At 74.5% G+C, this 23,317-nt stretch carries 20 protein-coding genes and 1 tRNA gene; 12 read left to right on the top strand and 9 right to left on the bottom strand.

What is annotated here, in order from left to right; translation table 11 throughout:
- Positions 1-222 precede the first annotated feature (222 nt).
- The 5 genes from ptsP (at position 223) to E1O70_RS19110 (ending at position 6,066) form a co-directional block, all read left to right on the top strand.
- A complete protein-coding gene (gene ptsP / locus E1O70_RS19130; RefSeq protein WP_061268576.1) occupies positions 223-1,926 on the top strand; it encodes a phosphoenolpyruvate--protein phosphotransferase in 1,704 nt (567 codons plus the stop codon).
- A 117-nt stretch (positions 1,927-2,043) separates the two neighbouring features.
- Positions 2,044-2,475 (top strand): globin, encoded by a 432-nt coding sequence (locus E1O70_RS19125; RefSeq protein WP_044144497.1) that lies wholly within the window; start codon positions 2,044-2,046, stop codon positions 2,473-2,475.
- A gap of 142 nt (positions 2,476-2,617) precedes the next feature.
- Positions 2,618-3,466, top strand: coding sequence for an acyl-CoA thioesterase (locus tag E1O70_RS19120; protein ID WP_240696775.1), 849 nt, complete (start codon positions 2,618-2,620; stop codon positions 3,464-3,466).
- Positions 3,467-3,499: 33 nt separating this feature from the next.
- On the top strand, positions 3,500-4,489 hold the full coding sequence (locus tag E1O70_RS19115; RefSeq protein ID WP_061268575.1) for a DNA topoisomerase IB: 990 nt from the start codon (positions 3,500-3,502) through the stop codon (positions 4,487-4,489).
- Complete coding sequence (locus E1O70_RS19110; RefSeq protein ID WP_061268574.1) at positions 4,486-6,066, top strand: SDR family oxidoreductase; 1,581 nt, start codon at positions 4,486-4,488, stop codon at positions 6,064-6,066. The genes E1O70_RS19115 and E1O70_RS19110 overlap by 4 nt, the downstream gene beginning before the upstream one ends.
- A 34-nt stretch (positions 6,067-6,100) precedes the next feature.
- On the opposite strand, the gene E1O70_RS19105 is transcribed toward E1O70_RS19110, so the two are convergent.
- The 8 genes from E1O70_RS19105 to E1O70_RS19070 form a co-directional block, all read right to left on the bottom strand.
- Positions 6,101-6,598 (bottom strand): acyl-CoA thioesterase, encoded by a 498-nt coding sequence (locus E1O70_RS19105; RefSeq protein WP_061268573.1) that lies wholly within the window; start codon positions 6,596-6,598, stop codon positions 6,101-6,103.
- A 133-nt stretch (positions 6,599-6,731) separates the two neighbouring features.
- Positions 6,732-8,486, bottom strand: coding sequence for a GTPase (locus E1O70_RS19100; RefSeq protein WP_061268572.1), 1,755 nt, complete (start codon positions 8,484-8,486; stop codon positions 6,732-6,734).
- Complete coding sequence (locus E1O70_RS19095; RefSeq protein WP_082774655.1) at positions 8,483-10,579, bottom strand: dynamin family protein; 2,097 nt, start codon at positions 10,577-10,579, stop codon at positions 8,483-8,485. Before E1O70_RS19095 ends, E1O70_RS19100 begins: the two co-directional genes overlap by 4 nt.
- A 144-nt stretch (positions 10,580-10,723) precedes the next feature.
- On the bottom strand, positions 10,724-11,677 hold the full coding sequence (locus tag E1O70_RS19090; protein WP_061268571.1) for a phosphotransferase family protein: 954 nt from the start codon (positions 11,675-11,677) through the stop codon (positions 10,724-10,726).
- A 267-nt stretch (positions 11,678-11,944) separates the two neighbouring features.
- A complete protein-coding gene (gene ettA, locus E1O70_RS19085; RefSeq protein ID WP_021483138.1) occupies positions 11,945-13,627 on the bottom strand; it encodes an energy-dependent translational throttle protein EttA in 1,683 nt (560 codons plus the stop codon).
- A gap of 135 nt (positions 13,628-13,762) precedes the next feature.
- Positions 13,763-14,443: a single-stranded DNA-binding protein gene (locus E1O70_RS19080; RefSeq protein ID WP_061268570.1), complete on the bottom strand. Its 681-nt coding sequence runs from the start codon at positions 14,441-14,443 to the stop codon at positions 13,763-13,765.
- 44 nt (positions 14,444-14,487) lie between these two features.
- Positions 14,488-16,074, bottom strand: a complete 1,587-nt coding sequence (locus E1O70_RS19075; protein WP_061268569.1) for a P-loop NTPase family protein — start codon at positions 16,072-16,074, stop codon at positions 14,488-14,490.
- Positions 16,071-17,753, bottom strand: a complete 1,683-nt coding sequence (locus E1O70_RS19070; protein ID WP_061268568.1) for a GTPase — start codon at positions 17,751-17,753, stop codon at positions 16,071-16,073. The genes E1O70_RS19075 and E1O70_RS19070 overlap by 4 nt, the downstream gene beginning before the upstream one ends.
- Positions 17,754-17,885: 132 nt before the next feature.
- On the opposite strand from E1O70_RS19070, the gene E1O70_RS19065 reads away from it, so the two are divergent.
- Positions 17,886-17,958, top strand: a tRNA-Arg gene (locus E1O70_RS19065).
- A gap of 80 nt (positions 17,959-18,038) precedes the next feature.
- Here the strand turns inward: E1O70_RS19065 and E1O70_RS19060 are convergent.
- Positions 18,039-18,341 (bottom strand): hypothetical protein, encoded by a 303-nt coding sequence (locus E1O70_RS19060; RefSeq protein WP_128957530.1) that lies wholly within the window; start codon positions 18,339-18,341, stop codon positions 18,039-18,041.
- 346 nt (positions 18,342-18,687) lie between these two features.
- On the opposite strand from E1O70_RS19060, the gene E1O70_RS19055 reads away from it, so the two are divergent.
- The 6 genes from E1O70_RS19055 (at position 18,688) to E1O70_RS19030 (ending at position 23,277) form a co-directional block, all read left to right on the top strand.
- A complete protein-coding gene (locus tag E1O70_RS19055; RefSeq protein ID WP_061268566.1) occupies positions 18,688-18,903 on the top strand; it encodes a hypothetical protein in 216 nt (71 codons plus the stop codon).
- A 150-nt stretch (positions 18,904-19,053) separates the two neighbouring features.
- The gene (locus tag E1O70_RS19050; RefSeq protein ID WP_061268565.1) at positions 19,054-19,473 is read left to right on the top strand and encodes a hypothetical protein; all 420 of its coding nucleotides are present in this window, start codon (positions 19,054-19,056) and stop codon (positions 19,471-19,473) included.
- A 44-nt stretch (positions 19,474-19,517) separates the two neighbouring features.
- A complete protein-coding gene (locus tag E1O70_RS19045; RefSeq protein ID WP_061268564.1) occupies positions 19,518-20,180 on the top strand; it encodes a hypothetical protein in 663 nt (220 codons plus the stop codon).
- Between the two features lie 755 nt (positions 20,181-20,935).
- A complete protein-coding gene (locus tag E1O70_RS19040) occupies positions 20,936-21,304 on the top strand; it encodes a hypothetical protein (RefSeq protein ID WP_134724205.1) in 369 nt (122 codons plus the stop codon).
- Between the two features lie 15 nt (positions 21,305-21,319).
- Positions 21,320-21,784, top strand: a complete 465-nt coding sequence (locus tag E1O70_RS19035; protein WP_061268562.1) for a hypothetical protein — start codon at positions 21,320-21,322, stop codon at positions 21,782-21,784.
- Between the two features lie 275 nt (positions 21,785-22,059).
- Positions 22,060-23,277 (top strand): toxic anion resistance protein, encoded by a 1,218-nt coding sequence (locus tag E1O70_RS19030; RefSeq protein WP_061268561.1) that lies wholly within the window; start codon positions 22,060-22,062, stop codon positions 23,275-23,277.
- The last annotated feature ends 40 nt before the right edge of the window (positions 23,278-23,317 follow it).

The raw sequence follows: 23,317 nt of genomic DNA, 5'->3' as shown, positions 1-23,317 counted from the left end.
GTCGCGGGTGGGGATCCGCGCGGGGGATCCGGGGTGTCGGGGTGCCGAGCACCTGGGAACAGCCTAGTCTCCTGGCGAGGTTGTCACCGGATCGACGCGGCCCCGCAACGCCCCCGCAACAGGGACGTGCGCGGCGCCTGGCGGTCGGACCGTGACGGGCACGCGTGCGCACCGGCCCGGGCACCCGGGTCGCACGCCCGAGGCGGACGAGGAGCGAGGGTCGTGACGGGCGGAACCGAGGACGAGGCACGGCAGGTCATCACGGGCATCGGCGTGTGCCCCGGCACGGTCGTCGGGCCGGTGGTGCTCATGCCGGAGGCCATCGACGAGCCGGCGCCCGGGCTGCGCATGGGTCCGCGCGAGGACCACGAGGCGCAGGCGCGGCGCGTCGACGCCGCGGCGGAGCAGGTCGCGGGCGACCTCCAGCGCGCCGCCGACGCCGCCGACGGGGACGCGCGCGACGTCCTCGAGGCGACGGCGGCGATGGCGGCCGACCCCACGCTCGCGGCTGACGCGCGGCGGCGCGTGCTCGACGAGCACCTCGTGCCCGAGCGCGCGGTGTGGGAGGCCGCGGAGGAGGTCGTGCGGCAGTTCACCGAGCTCGGTGGGTACTTCGCCGAGCGCGCCCGCGACGTCGCGGACGTCCGCGACCGGCTCGTCGCGGCCCTCACCGACCGCCCCGCGCCCGGCGTGCCCGAGCACACCGAGCCGTTCGTCCTCGTCGCGTACGACCTCGCGCCGTCGGCCACGGCCGCGCTCGACCCCGCGCGCGTGCTGGCGATCGTCACCGACGGCGCCGGGCCGACGTCGCACACCGCGATCGTCGCGAACGCCAAGGGCATCCCCGCGGTCGTCGCGGCCACGGGAGCGAGCGCGGCGCTCGCCCCGGAGGACGTCGTGCTGGTCGACGGCGCGGCCGGGACGGTCGTCGTGCACCCGTCGCCCGAGCAGGTGGCCGCGGCGCGGGCCCGCTCGCAGCGGGTGCGCACGTTCGACGGCACGGGCCGCACGCGGGACGGGCACCGCGTGCAGCTCCTCGCGAACGTCGGCGACCCGGCGGGCGCTGCGGCGGCGGCCGCGTCCGGCGCGGAGGGCGTCGGGCTGTTCCGCTCCGAGTTCTGCTTCCTCGACCGCGAGCAGCCGCCGACCGTCGCGGAGCAGGTCGCCGCCTACCGCACCGTCTTCCGCGAGTTCGGCGGGCGCAAGGTCGTGATCCGCACCCTCGACTCCGGCGCGGACAAGCCGCTGCACTTCCTCACCGTCGACGACGAGGAGAACCCGGCGCTCGGCGTGCGCGGGCTGCGCACCGCCGCGCGCTGGCCGGAGCTGCTCGAGCAGCAGCTCGACGCGATAGCGCAGGCCGCCGCGGCCGAGGAGGCCGAGGTGTGGGTCATGGCGCCCATGGTCTCGACCGTCGGGGAGACCGAGTGGTTCGTCGAGCGCTGCCGCGCGCACGGCCTCGACGTGGCGGGCGTCATGGTCGAGGTCCCGAGCGCCGCCCTGCTCTCCGGGCCGATCCTCGCGCGCGCGGCGTTCGCGTCGATCGGCACCAACGACCTCACGCAGTACACGATGGCCGCGGACCGGCTCCTCGGGTCGCTCGCGGAGCTGAGCGACCCGTGGCAGCCCGCCGTGCTCCGGCTCGTCGAGGCGACGTGCGCGGGCGGGGCCCAGCAGGGCCGGCCCGTGGGCGTGTGCGGCGAGGCGGCGTCCCAGCCGGTGCTCGCCGTCGTGCTCGTCGGGCTCGGGGTGTCGTCGCTGTCCATGACGGCGCGCGCGATCCCCGACGTCGCGGCGCTCCTGCGCGAGGTCGACGTCGACGAGTGCCGACGGCTCGCGCGCCTCGCGGTCGAGGCGGAGAGCGCGGCCGAGGCGCGCGCCGTCGTGCGCGAGAACCTGCCGGTGCTCGCCGAGCTCGGGCTGTGACGTGCGCCCGGACCGCCGCCGGCGGCGGCTCCGGGCTCTGGAGCGCGCCGCCGCCGGTGCGATGATGGGCCGGTGACGACCGAGCCCACCCCCCGCCCGACGCTGCCCGTCGCCGGACTGTCGAACGGCGCGCCGGCCGGCCCCGCGGGCGCGACCGCGCCGGTCCGCCCGAGCCGCACGTTCTACGACGAGGTCGGCGGGCACGAGACGTTCGTGCGTCTCGTCGACGCGTTCTACGAGGGCGTCGCGGACGACCCGGTCATGCGGCCCATGTACCCCGAGGAGGACCTCGGCCCGGCGCGCTGGCGGCTCACCGCGTTCCTCGAGCAGTACTGGGGCGGCCCGACGACGTACAGCGAGCAGCGCGGCCACCCGCGCCTGCGCATGCGGCACGCGCCCTTCAAGGTCAACCCCGACGCGCGCGACCGCTGGCTCGCGCACATGCGCGCCGCCGTCGACACCCTGGACCTGCCGCCGATCCAGGAGGCGACGCTGTGGGACTATCTGGAGCGCGCGGCGCACTCCCTCCTCAACACCTTCGAGGACTGACCGACCCGCCGCCCGAGCGAAGGAGCCCCCACCCGTGACCCCCGAGCCCACCCCGCCGTCGACCTCCTCGGCCTCCCCCGGCCCGACGTCGGACGCCGCCCCGCGCGAGCAGGTCCCGAACCCGCTGCACCACCTCCTCGACGTGCTGCGCCTCGAGCGGGTCGGCGACGGCGACGGGTCGGCCGCCGACCCGGAGCACTTCCGCGGGGTCTCCGTGCACCAGCCGACGGGCCGCGTCTACGGCGGGCAGGTGCTCGCGCAGGCGGTCCTCGCCGCGGGCCGCACGGTCCCCGAGGGCCGGCTCCCCCACTCCCTGCACGGGTACTTCCTGCGACCCGGCGGCCTCGACGTGCCCATCGACTTCGCGGTCGAGCGGCTGCGCGACGGGCGCTCCTTCAGCGCCCGCCGGACGCACGCGATCCAGCACGGCAAGCCGATCCTGTCGATGATCTCCTCGTTCCAGGAGGAGCAGGGCGGCATCGAGCACGCGTCCGAGATGCCCGCCGCCCCGGCCCCCGAGGAGGTGCCGTCCGCGCTCGACGTGCTCGGCGGCATCGACCACCCCATCGCGCGGTTCTGGTCGCACCACTCGGCGTTCGAGCTGCGGCACGTGGGCGGGTCGCTCTACCTGCACCCGGACCACGAGCCCAAGGACCACCAGATGGTGTGGATGCGGGCGCGCGGCGACGTCGGCGAAGACCAGCTGCTGCACCGTGCGCTCATGGCGTACGCGTGCGACCAGGTCATGCTCGAGCCGATCCTGCGCCAGGCGGGCACGAGCTGGGTCACGCCCGACATGTCGATCGCGAGCCTCGACCACGCGATGTGGTGGCACCGCGACGTGCGCGTGGACGAGTGGCTGCTCTACGTGCAGTCCGCCCCGAGCGCCCAGGGCGGACGCGGGCTCGGCGCCGCGCGGGTGTTCGCGCAGGACGGCACCCTCGTCGCGTCGATCGCCCAGGAGGGCATGGTCCGCCTCCCCGCGCTCTGACGGGCGACGGACGCGCGTCGGCCCGACACTGTCCTGGTGCGACTGCGCCGCGTGACCGTGACCTCGCCGGGGTACACCCGCCGCCCGAAGGGCGACGCGTGGGTGTTCCTCGACGTCGAGGGCCTGCCCCTGGCCGACGAGGAGGAGGTCGCGCGGTGCGAGCGCCTCGCCGTCCCGCCCGCGTGGTCCGACGTCTGGATCTGCCGGTACCCCAACGGGCACATCCAGGCGTTCGGCCGGGACGTCGCCGGGCGCGGCCAGTACCTCTACCACGAGCAGTGGCAGGTGCGGCGGGCCCGCCGCAAGCACGACCACGTGCTCGACGTCGGCCGTCGCCTGCCCGCCGCCCGGCGCCGGGTCGCGCGCGAGCTCGAGCTCCCCGGCATGCCGCGCGACAAGGTGCTGGCGCTCGCGTTCAGGCTGCTCGACCTCGCGTACTTCCGGGCGGGCGGCGAGATCTACGCGAAGCAGAACAACAGCTACGGCCTCGCCACGATCCGCAAGGAGCACGCGCGCGTCCGCCGCGACGGGAGCGTGCACTTCCACTACCCGGCGAAGTCCGGCCAGGTGCGTGACGTGATCGTCGACGACCCGGTGGTCGCCGAGCTCGTGACGACGCTCAAGCGGCGCCGGGGCGGCGTCGAGCTGCTCGCTTGGCGCGACGTGGACGCGACCGGCAGCGCGGTGTGGCACGACGTCACGAGCGCCGACGTCCAGGCCGGCATCAAGGAGCGCCTGGGCGACGACGCGACGCCCAAGGACTTCCGCACGTGGCACGCGACGGTGCTCGCGGCGCGCGCCCTGGCCGACGCCGGCACGGCGCCCGCGTCCGAGCGCGCCCGGCGCCGGGTCGTCACGGGGATCGTCAAGGACGTCGCGGAGGAGCTCGGGAACACGCCCGCCGTGGCGCGCTCGTCGTACATCGACCCGCGGCTGTTCGACCTGTGGGAGCGGGGCGAGACCATCGGGTCGACGCGCTCGCAGGCGCGCGCCGAGCGCGAGGTCCTGGAGCTCCTCGGATGAGGGCCGCGGTCACCGGGGTCACCGGGTACGTCGGCGGGCGGCTCGTGCCCGAGCTGCTCCGTGCCGGCTTCGAGGTCCGTGCGCTCGCCCGGCACCCCGAGCGGCTCGCGGGCCGCGAGTGGGCGGACGACGTCGAGCTCGTCGAGGCGGACGCGAGCGACCTGGACCAGATCCGGGCGGCGCTCCAGGGCGCCGACGTGGCGTACTACCTCGTGCACTCGCTCGGCACCGGGCGCACGTTCGAGGTCCGCGACCGGCGCACCGCGCTGACGTTCGCGCGCGCGGCGCGCGAGGCCGGCGTGGGGCGCATCGTCTACCTCGGCGGGCTGTTCCCCGACGTGCCGGAGGGCGAGCTGTCGCCGCACCTCGCGTCGCGCAAGGAGGTCGGGGAGATCCTGCTCGCGTCGGGCGTCCCGACGACCGTCCTGCGCGCCGCGGTGATCCTCGGCTCGGGCTCCGCGTCGTTCGAGATGATGCGCTACCTCACCGAGCGGCTCCCGGCCATGACGACCCCGAAGTGGGTCGACAACCGCATCCAGCCGATCGCGGTCCGCGACGTGCTGCGCTACCTCGTCGGCTCGGCCTCGATGCCCGACGACGTGTCGCGCGGCTTCGACATCGGCGGCCCCGACGTGCTCACCTACCGCGACATGATGCAGCGGTACGCGCGCGTGGCGAACCTCCCCCGGCGGCGCATCGTCAGCGTGCCGGTGCTCACGCCCCGGCTGTCGTCGCACTGGGTCGGGCTCGTCACGCCCGTGCCGAGCGGCATCGCCCGACCCCTCGTCGAGTCGCTCCAGCACGAGGTCGTGTGCCACGAGCACGACATCGCGCAGTACGTGCCCGACCCGCCCGAGGGGCTCATCGGGTTCGACCGGGCCGTCGAGCTCGCGCTGGAGCGCATCCACGACGGCGAGGTCACGACGCGCTGGTCGTCCGCGTCGGTGCCCGGGGCGCCGTCGGACCCGCTGCCGAGCGACCCCGACTGGGCGGGCGGCTCGCTCTACGTGGACGAGCGCCGCACCGTCGTGGACGCACCGCGCGAGGTGCTCTGGCGCGTGATCGAGGAGATCGGCGGGCAGGGCGGCTGGTACTCGTGGTCGCTCGCGTGGCGCGTGCGCGGCCTCATGGACCGGGTCGTCGGCGGGCCGGGCCTGCGCCGCGGCCGGCGCGACGAGCGCTACCTCCGCGTCGACGACGAGCTCGACTGGTGGCGCGTCGAGGCGATCGAGCCCGGGCGTCGGCTCCTGCTGCGCGCCGAGATGCGGCTCCCGGGCCTCGCGTGGCTCGAGCTGCGCGTCGACGAGGCGGCGGCCGAGCTTCCCGACGCGACCGACCCCGACGCGCCGGGTCCCTCGCCGCAGGACGCCAGCGGGCCGGGCCGCACGTACTTCGCGCAGCGCGCGCTGTTCCACCCGCACGGGCTCGCGGGCCAGCTCTACTGGTGGGCCGTCAAGCCGTTCCACGGCGTGGTGTTCGGCGGGATGCAGCGCAACGTCGCCGAGGCCGCCGAGCGCGCCGCCCGCAGCGGTCGTCCCTCCGTGGACCGGCCGCGCGACGACCGAGAGCCGGGCTGACCGGAGCGGCGACGCACGCCGCCGCTCCGAGGGCTCAGCGGCGCCGGCGGAACGTCAGGGGCTCCTCGACGAACGGCTCCCACGCGGCGCGCTCGGCCTCGGTGATGCGCCGGGGCGAGCCCGTCGCGGCGTCGACCACGACGATCGTCGTCGCGGCCTTCGCGTACGAGGCGCCGCCCGAGGTGGGGCCGGTGCGCTCGAAGCGCGCGGCGCCGTCGTGCACCTCGTAGCAGACCTCGAGGCTGGCCCCGCCGAGGTGCCCGATCCACAGCTCGACGCGGACGGGCGTGCGCGTGAAGCCGAGCGGGCGCAGGTACTCGATCTCCTGGCGCGCGACGAGCGTGTGGCTCGTCGCGTGCGGCCCGGTCTCCAGGACGGCCGTCGGCCAGGCGTCCTCGCCCGCGTCCGGGTGGGTCCAGAACGCGGTGATGCGGGCGTCCTCCAGCAGGCGGAACATCTCGACGTTGTTGACGTGCGCGTACGCGTCGAGGTCCGACCACCGCAGGGAGACGGGGACGTGCAGACGGGTCATGGAGGGTCCTCTCGCTCGACGGTGCGGCCCGGCGCGACCGGCGGGACAGGTGCCCCGGTCACCGGACCGGGTCCATTCTCCACCGGCCCGCCGACCACGAGGCTCCTCCGCGCCGAGCCTGGAGGTCGGACGGTCAGGACGCGGCGACGAGGGCCGCGGCGCGGCAGCTCGCGAGCGCGGAGAGCTCCTCGCCCACGGGGAGCCGCACGAGCCGGTCGGCCACCTGGCCGACGGCGTCGCGCAGCCGCCGTCGGGCGCGCGCCGCCCGCCGTCGTCCGCCCACCGCGGCCGCGACGCGGGACACGAGCGCGACGAGCACGCCCACGACGATCCCGCCGAGCGCGAGGAGCGTCGGCCACGGCAGCTCCGGGGCGCCCGGGCCGCCGAGCGTGAGGACCGGCGTCGGCGGCTCGGGCAGGCGCAGGTAGGTGAACCCCCACAGCGCGGCGAGCCACAGCAGGCCCACGACGAGCGCCGCGAGCACGAGCCACTGGAACGCGCCGACGACGCGCCACCACACCGGACGGCGGGCCGCCTCGAGCTCCGTCCCCGCGACGGCCTGGTCGAGCGCGTCGGCGAGGTCGGCCGCACCCTCGGACGCCCGACGGCGCACGGCGAGCGCCCAGTCGTCCGGCACGCCCGCGGTGGCCTCGGCCGCGTAGTCGCGCACCGCCGTCTGGGCGCCGGCCCGCAGCGCGGCGCCGACCGCCGGGAGCGAGGTCCGTGCGAGCTCGGGCCGGCTCGCGGTCTCGGCCGTGCCCAGCTCCTTCGCCGCCCGCGCGCGCGCCGAGCCCGGCGCAGGGCCGGTGCGCAGCCCGATGCGGCGCAGCGGGTCGGGCCGGAACCGGCCGACCCAGCGCGTCACGGGCCAGCCCGTCGCGGCGCGCGCGTCCCGCACGGCCGAGCCGCGCACGGCGGCGACGACCGTCGGGACGCCCGCCGCGGCCTCCAGGGCGTCGACGAGACCGTCGCGTGCGCGGCGCGCCGCGCGCTCCGGGACGGGCTCCCCGCACGCCGCGGCGACGCGGCGCGCGACCGCGCGCACGTCGGCCGCGAGCCGGTCGTTCGACGCGCGCCGCCGGGCCGCGGCGTCCGCGAGCAGCCCCCGCAGCTCGTCCAGGCCCTGGCCGGTGCGGGCCGAGACACCGAGCACGCGCGCGTCGGCGAGCCCGTCCTCGGCCGCGAGCCGGCGCAGGTCGGCGAGGCACGCGTCGGCGTCGGCGGGCGTGAGCCGGTCCACCTGGTTGAGCACGAGGACGACGACCGACCCGTGCCCCGCGAGCGGGCGCAGGTAGCGCTCGTGCAGCGCGGCGTCCGCGTACTTCTGCGGGTCGACGACCCACACGAGCAGGTCGGCACGCTCGACGAGGCGTTCCGCGCGCACGCGGTGCTCGACGACGACCGAGTCGTGGTCGGGCAGGTCGAGCAGCACGAGGCCGCTCGTCAGCTCGCCCGCGCGGCGACCGCGCAGGAGCGCGCGCAGGCCCCCGCCCGCGCGCGCGTCGCCCGGGTCGCCGGACGTGAGCGGGGTGCCCATCTCGTGCCGTCGCCGCACCTCGAGCCAGTCGAGGAGGGCGGCCGGTCCCGCCGGGCCGGCGGCCGGTCCCGACGCGCCCCACACCGCGGCGAGCGGGTGGGACGTCGTGGGCCGCTGCACCCCGACCGTCGCGAGCTCGGTGCCCGCGAGCGCGTTGAACACCGACGACTTGCCGGAGCCGGTCGCGCCCGCGAGCGCGACGACGGTGTGGTCGGCCGAGAGCCCGGCCCGCTCTCGCGCGCGGGCGACGACGGTCCGCGCGTCGGCGAGCAGGTCGGCGTCGACGCGCCCCTCCCCCGCGCGCACGGCGGTCTCCAGCGCGGTCGTGCGCGCCGCGAGGTCGATCGTCATGCCTGCTCACCCCCCAGCAGGCGGCGCCAGAACCCCGGCCGCCGGGCCGGCTCTGCCGCCTCGTCCCCCGGCGCGGCCACGGGCTCGTCCGGAGGCGGCGGGGTCCACCCCGCGCCGCGCAGGAGGCGCGCGGCGTGCCGGCCCACGGCGGTCCGGCCGTCTACACCGGCCGCGACGGCGGGGCGTGCGGACCGCTCGACCCGGGCCGCGGCCTCGACCGCGCGCGCCGCCTCGAGGACCGAGCGGGCGGTCTCGTCGGCGTCGGCCGTCCCGAGCGCGTCGAGCTGCGCGGTGTAGCGCAGCGCCTCGTCGTCGAGCACCACGCGCACCCGCTCCGCGAGCCGCTCGCGCGCGGTCCGCGTCAGACGCCGTACGGCGTCGTCGCCGAACACGGCCTCCAGGAGCTTCTGCGCGAGGATCGCCGTCCCGCCCGCGATCCCGACCTCGGCGCCCGTCAGACCGCCGGTCGAGGCGAACACCACGACCATGAGGCTCAGCCCCAGCCCGTTGATGCCGAAGGACAACGCCCGCGCGGCGCCGCGCTTGCCCGCTCCCTGCTCGCGCACGAGGTCGAGGACGTCGGACTGCCAGCCCCGGATCTCCTCCGCGACGCGCGCCCGCACGCCCGCGGACGACCGCGCCAGGTCGAGCCCGTCGAGCAGGGCCGACCCCGCGGGGTCCGCGCGCCACCCGCCGTAGGCGCGCTCGGCCGCGACGTCCGTCGCGTCCAGGACCACCGCCTCCAGGCCGTGCGCGATCGCCTGCTCGACCTGTGGCGCCTGCGCCGGCCGCCCGCGGAAGAACGCCGCGAGCGCGTCGCGGACCCGACCGACGCCCTGCTCGACGGAGCGGAACAGCTCGCTCGTGCCCACGAAGTCCTGCCAGCGCGCGAGCACCTCGCCGCGCAGCAGCGCCCCGTCGCTCGTCGCGGCGTCCACGGTCGTCGCCGCCTCGTCGTACGCGCGCTCGACGACGGCGCGCAGGCGCGCGTCCGACGCCGCCTGCGCGTCGGCCGCACCCGCCACGAGGACCGCCCGGCGCACGAGGTCGTCCACGACCCCGTCACGCGTGGCGGTCGCGACGCGGTCCCGCTCGTCGCCGTCCGCGCCCAGCGCGGAGAGCCACGACGCCACCGCGGCGACCGCCCGCTCGGGGAGGAAGCCGTCGACGAGCTCGGACTCCCCCACGGCGAAGAGCGTCGCGGCGTCGAGGCCGTTCTCGTCCATCATCCGGCGCAGGTCGTCCGCCACGGCCTCGGTGCCCGGGTCGACCCGGTCGAGGACCATCGCGACCTGCGCGCGGCGCTCGGCGGCTCGGTGCAGGAGGTCCCACGGGACGGCGTCGGCGTAGCGGGCGGCCGTCGTGACGAACAGCCACAAGTCGGCCGCGGCGAGGAGCTGCGCGGCGAGCTCGCGGTTCGCCGTCTCCACGGAGTCGACGTCGGGCGCGTCCACGAGCGCGAGGCCCTGCGGCAGCGCGTCGCTCGCCACGAGGCGCAGCGTGCGCGTCGGGTCGGGCGGCGTGGCGGGCTCGCCGGGCCTGGCCCCGGTACCGGGACCGGTCGCGGTGCCGGTCGGGGTGCCGGGGGCGGCGGACCGGGTGCCGTGCTCGCTCACGCGCGCGAGCCCGGGCAGCACGCGGTCGGTCGAGAACCAACGCTCGTCGAGCGGGTGGTGGACGAGGACGGGAGCCCGCGTCGTCGGGCGCAGCACGCCGGGCGCCGAGACGTGCTCGCCGAGGAGCGAGTTCACGAGCGTCGACTTCCCCGCTCCGGTCGACCCGCCGACGACGACGAGCAGCGGAGCCGCGTGCGAGCGCAGCCGGGGCAGCAGGTAGTCGTCGAGCTGGTGGACCGCGAGGCCGAGGTCCTCGCGCGCGAGCGCCGCGCCGGGCAGGTCGAGCGGGAGCCGCGTGGCGGCGAGCCGCCCCCGCAGGATCTCCAGCGCCTCGACGAGCCCCGTGGTCGCCGAGGCGCTCGCCGCGACCCCGCCGGCGCGCGGGCCGTCGGGGCGCGGGCCGTCGGGGCGCGGACCGTCGGGGGTCGACGCGTCCGGACGGACCGCGTCGTCTCCGAAGTCACCGCTGGCTGTCATCCCGTCAGTCTGCCGGAATGCCGCTGGCCAGGCCCGATGGGACACGGCAGGGCCGTCCCCGGCACCCCCGCGAGATCGGGCGCACGGGTCGAGACCGCCCCTGCGAGGGTCGACCGCGACCGCACGAGCCGGTCTCGGGGAGGGTCACTCCCCCAGGCGGTGCCGGAGCCACGCGACCCCGACCTCGGCCTGCGCCCGCTGGAACGCGCGCAGGTGCGGGATGCCCGGCGGCGCCGTGTCGAGCGAGGACTTGAGGAAGTAGCCGGTCAGCGCGGCGAGGTAGCAGGTCACGGCGTCGGGCTCGACGTCGCGCGGCAGAGGGTGACGCCGCAGCACCTCCTCGGGCGGCGGACCGCCCTCGACCTGCACGGCCGGAAGCATGCCGACCGCGTCGCAGAACGCGGCACCCCGCGCGGCGCACGGCCAGTCGACCGCCACGGCGGCACGGTCGACGAGCACCGTGTTGTCGCCCCGGAGGTCGCCGTGGACGAGGTGGTCCCCCGCCGTGGCCTCGGGCCACGACCCCGCCAGTGCGGCGAGCCCGTCGAGGCGGGCCGCGACCCACGGGTCGTACGTTCCCAGGCCCGCCGGACGACGGTCCGCGAGGTCCTCCCACTCGCGCCACTCCACCGTGTCCGCGAAGGGCGGGAGCAGGGAGTCGGCGGGCACCTCGACCTCGCCGATCCGGCGGGCGAGGTCCGCGACCGCCGCGAGCTCGTCGTCGCGCCACGGCGTGGCGACGGCCCGGCCGGGCACGGCGTCGAAGGCCAGCGCGACCCAGGTCCCCGCACCGTCGAGGTCGTCGTCGAGCACCCAGCGGAGCGCAGGCGCCGGTGTCCCGGCGGGCAGCGCCCTCGCGGTCCGCGCCTCGAGCCGGTACAGGTCGGCGGTGAAGGGGTGCTCGGGCCCGACCGCCTTGACGAACACGTCGCCCGCGTCGGTCCGGAGCGTCGACGCGAGCCCCTGCGAGTAGCCGCCGTCGTGGCTCGTCCAGCCCGAGACGCCGGCACCCAGCCGGGTCTCGACGGCAGCGCGGACCGCCGCCGGGAGGTCGGGCCAGGAAGGGCGCACGCGCGAGGGGGCGAGGTCGAGGGTCATGCCGAGGGATCCTCGCGACCTCCGACGGGCGGCGTCAACGCCTTTCCGCGTCGCCCAGCCGCCACGGACGGTGGGGACGGTCCGTCCCGCTGGAACGCCGAGGTCCTGACGGCGGGGCGCCTGGAGGTCTGGACGGGCCGACGGCTCGCGAGCCCGACGGCACACCCTTCCCGCCGGCTCGGCCGGCCAGGACGGGCCCGGACGCGCCGACGCCGGGCGGGAACGGGTCCCGCCCGGCGTCGTGCCGAGGCGTGCGACGTCGGTCGGTCAGTCGCGCGTGAGCTTGCGGTACGTCACGCGGTGCGGGCGGGCCGCCTCCGCGCCGAGACGCTCCACCTTGTTCTCCTCGTAGGAGGCGAAGTTGCCCTCGAACCAGTACCAGCTCGCCGGGTTCTCCTCCGTACCCTCGTACGCGAGGATGTGGGTCGCCACGCGGTCGAGGAACCACCGGTCGTGGGACACCACGACGGCGCAGCCGGGGAACTCGAGCAGCGCGTTCTCGAGCGAGCCCAGGGTCTCGACGTCGAGGTCGTTCGTCGGCTCGTCGAGCAGCAGGAGGTTGCCGCCCTGCTTGAGCGTCAGCGCGAGGTTGAGGCGGTTGCGCTCACCACCCGACAGGACGCCCGCAGGCTTCTGCTGGTCCGGGCCCTTGAACCCGAACGACGCGACGTACGCGCGCGACGGGATCTCGACGTTGCCGACCTTGATGAAGTCGAGGCCGTCGGACACGACCTCCCACAGCGTCTTCTTCGGGTCGATGCCGCCGCGCGACTGGTCGACGTAGGAGATCGACACGGTCTCGCCGACCTTGAGCTCGCCGCCGTCCAGCGGCTCGAGCCCGACGATCGTCTTGAACAGCGTCGTCTTACCGACGCCGTTCGGGCCGATGACACCGACGATGCCGTTGCGCGGCAGCGTGAAGCTCAGGCCGTCGATGAGCTGGCGGCCGTCGAAGCCCTTCTGGAGGTTCGACGCCTCGAGGACCAGGTTGCCCAGGCGCGGGCCCGGCGGGATCTGGATCTCCTCGAAGTCGAGCTTCCTCGTGCGCTCGGCCTCAGCAGCCATCTCCTCGTAGCGGGCGAGACGCGCCTTCGACTTGGTCTGGCGGCCCTTCGCGTTCGAGCGGACCCACTCGAGCTCGTCCTTCAGGCGCTTGGCGAGCTTCGCGTCCTTCTTGCCCTGGACCTGGAGACGCTCCTGCTTCTTCTCCAGGTACGTCGAGTAGTTGCCCTCGTACGGGTAGAGGCGCCCACGGTCGACCTCGCAGATCCACTCCGCGACGTGGTCGAGGAAGTAGCGGTCGTGCGTGACGGCGAGGATCGCGCCCGGGTACGTCGCGAGGTGCTGCTCGAGCCAGAGCACGGACTCGGCGTCCAGGTGGTTCGTGGGCTCGTCGAGCAGCAGCAGGTCCGGCTTCTCGAGCAGGAGCTTGCACAGCGCGACGCGGCGTCGCTCACCACCGGAGAGCACCGACACGTCGGCGTCCGGCGGCGGGCAGCGCAGCGCGTCCATCGCCTGCTCGAGCTGCGAGTCGAGGTCCCACGCGTCGGCGGCGTCGATCGCCTCCTGGAGCGTGCCCATCTCGGCGAGGAGCGCGTCGAAGTCCGCGTCGGGCTCCGCCATGAGCGCGGAGATCTCGTCGAAGCGCTGCTTCTTGGCGAGGATGTCGGCCACGGCCTCCTGGACGTTGCCGAGCACCGTCTTCTCTTCGTTGAGCGGCGGCTCCTGCAGCAGGATGCCGACGCTGTACCCCGGGGAGAGGCGCGCCTCACCGTTCGACGGCGTGTCCAGGCCGGCCATGATCTTGAGGATCGTGGACTTCCCGGCGCCGTTGGGGCCCACGACGCCGATCTTGGCGCCGGGCAGGAAGTTCAGGGAGACGTCGTCGAGGATGACCTTGTCTCCGTGCGCCTTGCGCGCCTTGTACATGGAGTAGATGAACTCAGCCACAGCCTGTCGTTCCACCGTTTCGGTCGGGAGAGGTACGGGATTCGTCGACCACTCAGCCTACGCGGTCGGGCCGCCGGGACGCGCCCGACGGCGCCGCGACCGGTCGAAGGTCACGACGCCGCCCCGTCCCACGGCTCAGGCGGCCGCCGTCGCGCTCCCCTTCCGGGCGGTGCGAGCACGCGGCGCGCGAGCACCCGACGCGTCGGGCTCCCCGCCCAGCGCCTCGGCGACGTCCGCCGCCGCCCACGGGTCGTCGTCGGCAGGCTCGTCGAGCGCGGGCTCGCCGGGGACGGGCTCACCGCGGCCGGCGCCCGGGCCCGCTCCCGCGTCGCCCCCGCCTGCGGCGTCAGGCCCGCCGGTCGGGTCGAGCGTGCCGGCCGGGGCGGGCGGGACGCCGTCGACCGCGTCGGCGGGGCCGCCCTCGGTGCGGCGCGTGGCGTCGTCGTCGCGGCGGTGCACCGTGCGCGTGAACCGCGCCTCGCCGAGCGTGAGGTCCGGGCCGAGCGCCGTCGCCTCGACGACGAGGCTCGTGCGCGGGCCGTCCGGGCCGTCCCACTCGTCGAGCGAGAGCCGGCCCGTGACGACGACCGGGTCGCCCTTGTGGAGCGAGAGCGCGACGTTGCGCGCGGTGTTCTTCCACGCCTTGACCGTGAACCACAGCGTGCGGCCGTCGACCCACTCGCCGCGCTCGCGGTCGAGGTAGCGCCGGGTCTGGGCGATCCGGAAGCTCGTGAAGTCGTTGCCCGACTGCGAGCGGAACAGCGTGGGCGTGGTCGCGACGAAGCCGGACAGCGTGACCGTGACGTCACCGGGCATGGTTCCTCCTGAGGTCGACGGCCGGGCTGGTCCCGGCCACCGCCTCAGGGTGCGGTGGGAGCGGCGGGGGCGTCCGGCGTCGGGCCCTCGCCTGTGGACGAGCCTGCGCCGTCCATGCCTGGGGGTAGCCGTAGCGCCCCGGTGAGCGGCGCGGCGGGCGTCTTGTCCCGCGCGGACTGCGCCAGCTCGCGCACCTGCCGGTGGAGGTCGAGGAGCTCCTGGGTGGGCCGGCCCATCGCGTCCTGCACGACGCGCTCGATCGCGCCGCGCCCCGAGGCGAGGACCTGCTGCTCCCGGCGTCGGGCGAGCGTGCGCCGCACCTGGAGCGCGACGAGGAACGCGACCACGGCGCCCAGGACGGCGACCGCGGCCACGACCGCGCACACCGTGACGAGCGTGCGCCCGAGGTCGAGCACGCGCAGCGACCCGAGCACCGCCAGGACGCCCGCCACGACCCCGACCGCGAGCGCCGACCAGGCCGCGCGCCGTGTGGGGCGCGAGGACGACGGCCCGCGCGTGTCGAGGGGGATCTTCGCGAGCGCGGACCGCGTCGCCTCGGCGACGCGCAGAGACGGGGCGACGGCCTCGTCGAGGGCCTTCTGCCAGCCGGACCGCAGCGAGCGCCCCGCGCGCGCGAGCCAGCGCGAGCGCGACAGGGCGACGGCGTCGGGCTGCGGCGGCGAGAACTCGGGCCGCCCGTACCCGTTGCGCACGGCCGCGCCGACCTGGCCCGCGACCGCGGCGAGGCCCGTCGCGTCGGCGAGCGCGTCGACCTCCTCCTCGACGGCCGTGCTCATCGTCCACGGGACGTCGCCCGGGAGCTGCTCCAGGAGGAGCGCCCCGGCGCGGTCGAGCTCGCCCGCGACGCGGCTCGCGGCGACGCTGCGTCGCGCGACCGCCTGCTCGAGCAGCGACCGCAGCTCGTCCAGGCCCTCGCCGGTGCGCGCGGAGACGGTGGTGACGTAGACGCCGTCGAGCCCGTCCTCCTGCAGGAGGCGGCCCATGTCCTCGACGAGCGACGCGCGGCGCGCCTCGGGGACGGTGTCGATCTGGTTGAGCGCGACGACCATGGAGCCCTCGAGCCCCGTCGACTTCTGCAGGTAGCCCGAGTGCAGCGCGTCGTCGGCGTACTTCTGCGGGTCGACGACCCACACGAGCAGGTCGACGAGCGGCAGCACCCGGTCCACGACCGCGCGGTGGGCGGGCTCGATCGAGTCGTGGTCCGGGAGGTCGAGCAGGACGAGGCCGCCGAGCGCCGACTCGTCCTCGGCGTCGAGCTCGCCGTCGCGCGTGATGCGACGCTCGGGGTCGACGTCGAGCCAGTCGAGCAGCGCCGTCGCGACGTCGCTCCACGAGCACGCCGTGACCCGGGCCGTCGTGGGCCGCTTGACGCCGACGTCGGCGAAATCGAGGCGCGACACCCGGTTGAAGAGGCTCGACTTGCCCGACCCGGTGCCGCCCGCGAGCGCGACGACGGTGTGGTCGACGCCGAGCGCGAGCCGTTCGCGCACGCCGCCGATCGCGTCGCGCACCTGGGCCGCGACGGCGGGGTCGAGGCGGTCGCCCGCGAGGTCCACCGCGCGCGCGAGGTCGTCGACCCGGGCGCGCAGCTGGGCGTCGTGGGACGTCACATGAGCCTCCTCAGCTCGGCGAGTCGTAGGCGCAGGCCGACGGCGGCGTCCGCGGCGAGCGCAGGGTCGGCGAGCGTCGTGAGGACCGGCTCGGCCTCCCGCTCGACCATGGTCGCGGCCCGGTCGGCGAGGTCGTCGCGCAGCGCGGCGACCGCCTCGTCGCCCTCGTCCGCGAGCACGGTGCGCACGAGCCGGGCGGCGTCGTCGTTTCCTGCCGCGCCGGCGAGGAGCAGCGCCGCGACGCCCGTCTCCCCGAAGGCCTTCACCGCGGCACGGCCCGCCTCCGACGCCGACGGCGCCCCGAGCGCGGTCACCACGTGCTCGGCGCGCGTCGCCCACTGCTGCACCTGGGTCGTCGCGGACGCCTCCCGGCGCGCGGCGGCGGCATCCTCGGCGGGCAGGACGGCGGCCCCGCCGGGCAGCGGGCGGTCGCCGTCGAGCGCCGCCCGCAGCGCCTCGTACGCGAGGACGCCGTCCGCGGCGAGCGTGCGGCGCGCCGCGTCGCGGGTCTCGTCGAGCAGCGGGGCGAGCACCAGGTCGCGCGCGCGGCCCCGGCGGCGCGACGACCGCACGACGCCGCCCCGCACCTTGACGCGGTCGACGCGCCCGGCACCCGTCACCTGGGCCCAGCGCGCCTCGAGCGACCCGTGCGCGACGGCGCCGTCCAGCGCGGTGCGGCGCACGGTCTCCTGCACCGGCGGCAGCGCCCGCTCGACGGCGGAGCGCAGGTCCGCCGCGGCCTCGACCTGCTCCTCCACCGCGTCCGAGACGCCGGTGACCCAGTCGGGCAGGGCCGCGAGCGACCCCTTGAGCGTGCGCACGATCACCGCGCGGGAGCGGTCCGGGCCCGCGAGCATCGTCAGCCAGCGCGCGACCGGCGCGACGACCGAGCGGTCGAGCAGACCCTCGTGCGGGCCGACGTCGGGCACGACGAACAGCGGCACGCCGTCCATGCCGTGGTCGCGCAGCCGCTGGAGCAGGTCGCCGCGGATCGTCGTGAGCGTCTCGCGCGGGACGCGGTTGAGGACCATCGCGACGCTCGCGCCGCGCTCCTTCGCGCGCGACAGCGCCTGCCACGGCAGCGCGTCGCCGTAGCGCGACGCGGTCGTGACGAACAGCCACAGGTCCGCCGCCTCGAGGAGCAGGCTGGCCGTGTCGCGGTTCTCCGACAGCAGCGAGTCGAGGTCCGGGGCGTCGAGCAGGCCCGTGCCGCGCGGCACGCCGTCGTGGTCGATCACGCGCGCCACGCGCGTCACCGGGCCCTCGACGATGACGTCCGCGTCGAGCGGGTTGAACGCGAGCACCGGCTCGCGCGTCGTGGGCCGCAGCACGCCTGCCTGCGACACCTCCTCGCCGAGCAGCGAGTTGTACAGCGTCGACTTGCCCGCCCCCGTCGACCCCGCGATGACCACGATCGCGGGCGAGGACAGCTCCCGCAGCCGCGGCAGCAGGTGCTCGTCGAGCTGGGTGAGCAGACGACGGCGCGAGGCGTCGGCCTCGGTCGCACCGTCGATCGCGAGCGGGAGGCGCACGTCCGCCACGTCGCGGCGCAGGTCGCGCGCGACGTCGAAGACCGTGACACCGAGCTCCTCGGTCGCCTGAGCGGGGCGCCACGAGCCCGGCGACCGGCCGGCCGAGGTGGCGCTCGCGTCGCTCGTGGCGGCGTCTGGGGTTCTCACTGGTTCATAGTGACCGCTGTCGAGGGCCCCGCCAAACGCACGCGCCGGACGACGCACGACCACCCGACCTGCGGCTCCACCACCGCGGCCCCACCTCCCGAGCACGCCCGGCTCCCACTACGATGGGCGCGCGCCTCGATAGCTCAATGGATAGAGCAACGGCCTTCTAATCCGTAGGTTGCAGGTTCGAGTCCTGCTCGGGGCACCGCCGGAACGGGCCGTGACCAGCGCAAACGCTGGCACGGGCCGTCTACGCACTTCGTCTACTCCCGCCGGAACCCACGGTTACCCCACGGAATCGGGCTCAGGGGCGAGGCGGATAGAGGCGTCGTTGATGATGAGTTGGGTGACGTCGAGGCACTCCTGAGCCATCTCGCGCACTTCGTCGTACTTCCGCACGCGCTTGCGGCGCTCAAGTGCTGCTCGGCGGTCCCCAGAAGGATGCGTTAGGTGGAGCTCGTGGCTGATCTCGTTCCGCGCGTCGAAGGCACGACCGCGGAGCAGCTCGGCGATCTTCGAGCTCATGCGCCGTCGCACCTTCGAATCGTTGACCCCGAGCGCTCCGGCGATCTCCTCGACCTTCTCCACCGACTGCGCGCTCGAGCTCTCGAAGTGTCGTATCCATCTCTGCATGAGGATGCCCTTCGGCGCTTCCCCCCTTCCCGATGAGCAACTTGACGAGCTCGGCAGGGTCGACCCCTTCGCTGTCTCGACTCGTCATGGCCGCAGTCGCGAACTTCTCAAACTTCTCGTGCGACAGGCCATCGAGTTCAACCAGCCGCGGCAGCCATCGTGTCAACCACGGTACGAACGTCGGGGCCTGCGTGGGTCCTCTGAACATGGTGGCGTGCGGTCACGTCGGTGCCTGCGGGGCCAAGCTGACCCGCCGCTGCGGCAAGGTCAGCGTTCGCGTCGATGAGCGTCGAGACCGTCGATGCGCGACCACGCCGAGGAAGCGCCCGAGCTCGCGCGGCGCGGCGAGCGGATCGTGCGCCCGGCCGAGGGCATCCCGGTGCGGGCGTGGGTCACGCAGCGCCAGAGCGGCGGGGCGCGCATCGACGGCGAGGCCGTCGCGTGGGCGGGCCGTCAGGTCTACGTGCGCTACCTGTCAACCGGCTATCGAATCCGTTTGTGCAGGTCAGGCAGTTGAGTGGAGCCTGGGGTCGCCCGTAGCGACTGCTGCAGAGCCGGGCGGGCCGGGGTATCCCGGGACAAGGAACACGTTCGGGCGTACCGTCCCAGGCACCAGCAGGGGGCTGCAGGAGTTCGCGCACGCTCCTAACGAGAGAGGAGCGTGGAAATGAACGAATCCATCGCTTTGCGTGCACGCAAGGGGTTGATCCCCCTTGCCGCGCTGGCGACCATCCTGGTTGCCCTACTTGTCGGCGCTCGCCCGGCAGCCGCAGCAGCGGCGTGCGCAGCCGCCGAGAACGCGAAGGCCGAGGTTGCCCAGCTCCACGTCGCCAGCAAGCTCCAGGGCATCGATGAGCGGGGCGCTGTCGACACTGATGACGGCGGGATCATCGTTACGCCGCAGGTCATCACCTGTACGCCCTACGACGGTTTCCACATCACATCGTCGGCGAACTGCCAGGCTCGCGTGGCGTACCTGAAGAAGGTGGCACCGGACTTCAAGTCCTGGAAGTGCCAGCGGTCCTACATGCCAGGCTGCCCGACCGGGTACTACTACTGGATGGTCATGGTAGGGACGAACTACTGAGCGCCATCACAGTGATCGAAGGGCTGCAGCCGGGGTCACGAGTAGTGGCCACCGGACTCCCCATTGTGGTCGAGGGCGAGACAGGCCTCGCCCTCGACCCGGAACATGCGCAAACTGCCCCCTACGACTCGCCATGGACGGTGCGGACCACGTGGCCCGATCCACCTGAGCCCACCCTTCTACCTGACGAGCTGCTGAAGGTGCACGGGATCTGGGACGGCTCCGGCATCGCCGTCTACCGCGTGACGGTCACGCGCGAGGAGCGCAAGCCCCTCCAGCAGAGAGCCCTTGCCCGCAGACCGATCGAGCCATCGCGCTACGCCATCCTGCGAAAGGCGCTCGACGCGCTCACGGGCGCAGACCTGCTCGCCGCAGCGCACACCACGCCACGGAGCGACCTCGTCGGCAGCTTGTGTGTGTTCGACGCCCCCACCGCCCAACGCGTGCTGCGCGCGGAGGGCATATCAGTCCCCCAGTTCCGGTTTGTCCGGTGCCAGTGGACCCGTATCGAGCTGGCGACGGCCCGAGGCCTGTACGCGCACGTCCCCGACGAACTGCTCAGCGCCTTTGGCGAATCGGCAACAGAGCAGGCGCAGCCACAGGTCCTCCTCGAGGTGAAACTTGTGACACCAGACCTTGCGCGAGCGGTCTCTGATCTTCCAACAGGCCTTGTCAAAGTGACCTCGTACATCCGACCTGATGCCTGAGGACACGGGCGTGGCACCGACGCAAAAGCCCGACGAGGACCGATTAGCCGGTGAATACATCTCGCGCGAGGGACGCGAGGGATGGGCATGGCTGTGGCCGACGCCGTCGAGCGACGCTGACCCGCACAGACTGACTCTCGCCCACGCTTACCCCACGGAAACGCCCTTCCACCAGGAGCCGCAGAATTCCGGGCGTGCAGCCAAAATAGACGTACGTCCATAAGTTCAGGAGAATCGTCTATGGCTGTCTATTTGCTCTAGACCTGCGTCTATATGTTTCGAACGTAGGAATCCGTAGGTTGCAGGTTCAAGTCCTGCTCGGGGCACCACGCGCGACCCTCGCGCGACGCACATCACGCCCGGGCGAGCCTGGAAGCGCCTGCGGCGCGACGGTCCCCACATGCTCGTGCCGGCCGAGGCAGGTCTCTTCCTCACCCGGGTATCAGGAACGGCGCACGTCCCTCTCTCCGGTACGTGGGTCGCTGGGGGCACGCTCGCCGTCGCGCGCTCTGCGCTGCCCTCCTCCTCGCCGTCCCGGCCACGCTCGTCGGTTCGACCGCGAGCGCCGACCTGCCCGCGACCGTCCCGTCCCCGCGCTTCGCCGCCTACTCCCCCGTGACGTCCGGGGCGCCGTGCGTGCCCCACGACGTCGCGGGCGTCGTCAATGCCATCGCGTGGGAGGAGATCGAGCGGCTCGGGGCCCGTGGGCTGCCGGTGTGCGACGTGCGGTGGCGGTTCGTCCCGGACGGCGTCGGGTGGTGGTGGAGCTCGGTCACGGGCTCGACGCGTTGCTGGGCCTGTCGGAGGACGACCTCCGGGACCTGGTCGTCGTCGAGCTCGACCGCGAGCGGCCGACGCTCCGTCCCGCGCGGGAGGCGTTCGCGGAGGCGGTGACCGTCGCGCTCACCCCCGACGGCGAGGAGCGCACCTGGTTCTACGACGAGCACGTGCCCGAGGAGAACGTCCGCGCAGCGAAGCTCGTGATCGAGGCCTTCACGAGCTCGCAGCGACAGGACTCACGCACGGGCCGCGGGGCGGAGAATGCGGTCACCGACCCTGGACGGACGACGGGACGCGAGTCGCGGTCGGCGACGGCGCGAGGCGCAGGACGGAGAGGGACGTGAGCACGCTCGGGGATCTTGATCGCTGCGGTCGGCCAGATCGAGGCGGGCCAGCCTGGCCCCGACCCGGTGACGCTCGCGCTCGAGCCGTTCCCGGGCGGCGTGCGCGTCCGGACCGTCCAGGGCGGGAGCGTGGACCTGTTCGTAGGGCAGGGCTCGCGGGCCGTCTGGGCTGCGCTCGCGGCCGGCGTCGCCGGGCTGGTCCCGGTCGTCCCCGGGGTGGAGGCGAGTGGCTTCCCGCCCTGGTCCCGGCGGCTCGGGTGGGCCGCGTACCTGATCGACCTGGGCACCTGGGAGGGCCTGCTCCGGGACTTCGGGCAGCCGCTGGCGTACCGGCGGATCCGCTGGCACGCGGACACGCTCCGCGTGACGATCACCGACGGCACCCGCGCCCAGGAGCTCACGCGACCGCTGGACGGCACCGGGTTCACCGGCGCCACCCCCGCAGAGCTCGCCGCGGACTTCCTCCGGTCGCCCCGCTGAGGGACGTGCGCACGCTGTCGCCGGGCACCCCGGTGCACCGCCACGCAGGCCGAGGGGCGGAACTCGCCGGCCGCCCGAACGTTGGTCTGACATGGGGAGTTCTCACCCTCCCGATCCCCGGAAAGGGTAAAGATCCGGCCACCGGTCGTAGATATACTCGCCCGACCGGCGCAGGCCGGTTCCACCCGGTTCGCCCGGGTCGAGGGGGAGCCCGCGAGGGCGTCCTCCACCCGCCACCGACGGCGTCCGACGGCACGCACGAGCGAAGGACCGACATGACCGAGGCAGCACCGCTCCAGCCCCCCGCCCCGACGGAGACGCTCACGCTCAGCGCCCCGGAGCCCGTCAAGCCCGTCGCGGCGACCCAGGCCCCGGCGCTCGCGCCGCGCGTCGACGAGGCGGCCATCCCGGGTCTCGAGTCGAAGGTGTCGTCCTACCTCGACCAGCTCCTGACCACGGACACCCGCTCCCCCGAGTTCGGCGCGAAGGCGGACGACGTCCGCAAGATGGGCGACAAGGACATCCGCGCCGCGGCCGACGTCTCCAACCGCATGCTGGAGATGCCGGTCAAGGAGCTGCGCGAGGGCGGCGTGTCCGACAGCTCGAAGGTGAGCAAGTCGCTGCTCGAGCTGCGCCGCACCGTGGAGGACCTCGACCCGAGCGAGGCGAGCGTCGGCAAGAAGTTCCTGGGCCTCATCCCGTTCGGCGGGAAGCTCCAGGACTACTTCCGCCGCTACGAGAGCTCGCAGAAGCAGCTCAACGCGATCGTCCAGTCGCTGTACAACGGCCAGGACGAGCTCCGCAAGGACAACGCAGCGCTCAACCTGGAGAAGCAGAACCTCTGGGACACGATGGCGCGGCTCAACCAGTACATCTTCATCGCCGAGCGCCTCGACACCGAGCTGTCCACGAAGATCGCGGAGATCGAGGCGAGCGACCCGGAGCGGGCCAAGGCGCTGCGCGAGGACGTGCTGTTCTACGTGCGCCAGAAGCACCAGGACCTGCTCACGCAGCTCGCGGTGTCCATCCAGGGCTACCTCGCGATGGACATCATCATGAAGAACAACCTCGAGCTCATCAAGGGCGTCGACCGCGCGACGACCACGACGATCTCGGCGCTGCGGACCGCCGTCATCGTGGCGCAGGCGCTCGCGAACCAGAAGCTCGTGCTCGACCAGATCACGGCGCTCAACACGACGACGTCGAACATGATCGCGTCGACCTCGAAGATGCTGGCGGACCAGTCGGCGAGCATCCAGCAGCAGGCCGCGAGCGCGACCGTCGGGCTCCCGCAGCTCCAGCAGGCGTTCGCGAACATCTACGCGACGCTCGACTCGATCTCGACGTTCAAGACGCAGGCGCTCGACTCCATGGCGCAGACCATCGGCGTCCTGGAGACGGAGACGACGAAGGCGAACGAGTACCTGGACCGTGCGCGCCGCTCCGACCAGTCGCAGGCGGGCAGCGGCTCGCTCGACATCGGCCGGCTGTGACGCGCTGTCTCTCGACCACCCCTCCCCGCACCACAGATCG

This window comes from Cellulosimicrobium funkei (assembly GCF_004519295.1).
Classification (GTDB): Bacteria; Actinomycetota; Actinomycetes; order Actinomycetales; family Cellulomonadaceae; genus Cellulosimicrobium; species Cellulosimicrobium funkei.
The sequence above is the reverse complement of the archived record's forward strand: the minus strand, read 5'-3'. Positions and strand labels throughout refer to the sequence as shown.